3 protein-coding genes are annotated in these 1,890 nt (G+C 72.5%); 1 reads left to right on the forward strand and 2 read right to left on the reverse strand.

Translation table 11 applies throughout. The annotated features are described in order from the left end of the window. Together ACE3TU_RS21920 and ACE3TU_RS21925 are read right to left on the reverse strand one after the other, a co-directional pair. Positions 1–467 (reverse strand): 2Fe-2S iron-sulfur cluster-binding protein (locus ACE3TU_RS21920; RefSeq protein WP_374627973.1); only part of this gene is annotated, 467 nt, incomplete at its 3' end. Then, positions 464–1,528, reverse strand: coding sequence for a hypothetical protein (locus ACE3TU_RS21925; RefSeq protein WP_374627974.1), 1,065 nt, complete (start codon positions 1,526–1,528; stop codon positions 464–466). The genes ACE3TU_RS21920 and ACE3TU_RS21925, both read right to left, overlap by 4 nt. A 137-nt stretch (positions 1,529–1,665) precedes the next feature. Between ACE3TU_RS21925 and ccmI the strand changes: the two genes are divergently transcribed. Next, positions 1,666–1,890: c-type cytochrome biogenesis protein CcmI (gene ccmI, locus ACE3TU_RS21930; RefSeq protein ID WP_374627975.1), on the forward strand; the 225-nt coding region annotated here is incomplete at its 3' end.

Raw genomic sequence — 1,890 nt, forward strand, 5'->3', positions numbered from 1 at the left:
TCCGCCTCGAGCCTGCGCTCTGCCGCAAGGTTGCGCCAGGGCGCCAGCAGCGGCCAGTGTTCGCCGAAGCGATGATTGAGGGTCCGCGCCGGCCCGAGCAGCAGGTGCCGGACCCGGCCCAGCAGCCCGCGCGAGGCGATCAGGTCGCGCCGGTGGCCGAGCGTGACGAGATCGGCGCCATCGACGGCGGGGGTCCGGTCCATCGGCAGCGCCGCCCGCGGATCGGCGGCCTGCCGGGCGAGCGCCACCGGCGGCGCGAACTGCTCGTCGAGGGCCAGCGCCACTTCGCCGTGCCGACCGGCGATATGCAACCCGGCCGCAAGCAGCGCCGACAGCACGGTGTCGCCGGCGAACGCGGGGATCGCCCGGCCGTTGAGCCGGAAGCGGATCGGCCGCTGGCGGTCGATCTCGCGACCGGCAAAGCCATGCGGGGCATCGGCCGCAAGCCGGAAGCCGGGCTCGGTCATCTCGGGTCCGCCACGTAGTCGGCCGCATCGAGGCGCTGGTTGCCGCGACCCGGGCCGCGCGGGGCGAACCAGGCCGCCTCGTCCGCCGGGGCGTTGCCGACCAGCAGCCGTGCGATGGCGGGGGCAAGAAAGGCACCGGTCATCCCCAGGCCGGCGACGAGCATCGCCTTGTGTCCCCGGCCCGGCCCGACGAACGGCGCCGCATCCTGCGTCAGCAGTCGCGCCAGCGGTGCCTCGCCGGCCCGCCTGAGCGGCAGCATGCGCGGCACCGAGGCGGCGAGCCGTGCCGACGCGGTCGCCGGATCGCCTTCGAGCACAGCCGCGATGGCGCCGGACGGTTCCCTGCCCACCATCACGCCGCGATCGAGCAGGACCGTCGGCGGCAGCGTGGCGGGGCGGGCCGGCTGGGCAAGCATCGCCACCGCGGCAGCGGGCACCAGCGAGCGGTCACGCGCCTCCGGCGGCAGCAGGGTGAGGATGGCCGCATCGTCGGCGAGCACCGTTGCGGCCGCCTCGACCGGTCTGCCATCGGTCCCGATGGTGCAACTGCCATCCTTGCGCAGCGTCAGGGTGGTCGACAGCCGGTCGAGGCGGCGAACGCCGTGCCGGTCGAGAAAGCTCTCCATCGCCGGTCCGAAGCGCTCCGGCGCAATCAGGCTGACTCCGCGGATGCGGCAGGTGGCGGTGCCCGACGCAGCGGCTCGATCGGCGACCGTTTCGGCGGCGATATCGAGCAGGCGGGCGAGATGACGGAAGTGGCCCAGCGCCGCCTGGCTGGCCGGCGTCTCGGCGATGAACAGCGGATCGACCCGATCGACCAGCGATCGTCCGGCCCGGCCGAGAAGCGCCAGGGTCTCGGCGCCGCAGCGGCGCAGCAGCAGCAGAGTCTCGGGCCGGGTCAGCGGCGCCATCGACAGATCGAAGCTGCGCCGCATGGCGAAAGGCGAATAGGGATCGGTCACCAGCGCGACGCGGCGTCCATGCTCGGTCGCGAGCAGCGCGGCAAGAAGCGCCGCGAGGGGATTGGAGCCGATGACGAGATGATCGCAGGCGGAGGACATGCTAGAGCGGGTATCGCGGCAGCCGGGCTGCGGCAATGCGTCCCCCACACTTTGATGTGTGCAGATGCATATTCTGCCCGAATGCCACTATAGATCGGCCGCGTTTCGTTGCTCCCGCGTCTGGCAGTCTGCTGCACATGCTGTTCTGGTCACTTGCCCTGGTCGTCACGCTGATCGCCTGCGCCGCGCTCTATTATGCGGGCGCCGGACGGAGGGTCAACGCGACCGGGGATGCCCCCGACACCCCCGAGATCGCGCATTTGCGGCAGCAGCTGCGTGACATCGACGCCGACGCCGCATCGGGCCGGATCGCCCCCGCCGAGGCGATTGCCGCGCGAGGCGAACTGGCCCGCGAACTGCTC

This window comes from Devosia sp. (genome assembly GCF_041917035.1).
Lineage (GTDB): Bacteria > Pseudomonadota > Alphaproteobacteria > Rhizobiales > Devosiaceae > Devosia_A.

Excerpts from the sequence above, each read along its gene's own strand:
- ACE3TU_RS21925 (WP_374627974.1), bottom strand. The coding sequence starts at position 1,528 with ATGTCCTCCGCCTGCGATCATCTCGTCATCGGCTCCAATCCCCTCGCG.